Origin of the sequence: Myxococcus sp. AM011 (genome assembly GCF_013372595.1) — a bacterium.
Classification (GTDB): Bacteria; Myxococcota; Myxococcia; order Myxococcales; family Myxococcaceae; genus Myxococcus; species Myxococcus eversor.
Window position 1 is genome coordinate 1 of record NZ_JABXEM010000649.1, and the last position, 433, is coordinate 433.

1 protein-coding gene is annotated in these 433 nt (G+C 64.9%); it reads left to right on the forward strand.

Going from position 1 to position 433, the window contains the following annotated elements; genetic code table 11:
* Positions 1-144: 144 nt before the first annotated feature.
* Positions 145-433, forward strand: a 289-nt coding sequence (locus tag HUW62_RS47840) for a hypothetical protein (RefSeq protein ID WP_217912013.1), incomplete at its 3' end; no start/stop codon positions are given.

A 433-nucleotide genomic window follows, 5' to 3' on the forward strand; every position in this document is an offset into this window, starting at 1 on the left:
GGCAGGATCCACATCGACTCTTCCCCAGCGCGGGTGGTAACGGCTGTGTAACACGGACCGGGATGCCGGTCAATAATTTATTCTTGCTTTCGATGCCGAAAGGAATAAATATTCCACAAGGCATTCGAGGAGGGTGTGCACCGCATGAGCCTGGCTTCCCGCGAACGGCACCGGCATTGGCCGCGCCGCTTGACCTTGGCCCTGTGCCTGCTGGCCGCACCGGCCTTTGCACAGGCCGCCCCGGCGCCCGATCCCGGCGCACCGCTGCCCTATGTTATCGGCCTGCACGAGGCCTACCTGACGCCGCAGTACTGGGCGGCGCGTCTGGACAACGCCGATGCGCCGATCCTGGATCGCGCGCAGATCGAGGCGCAGAACGCACGGATGCGGGCGCAGGACATCCACATCCAGGACATCGCGGCGTTGCCAGCCC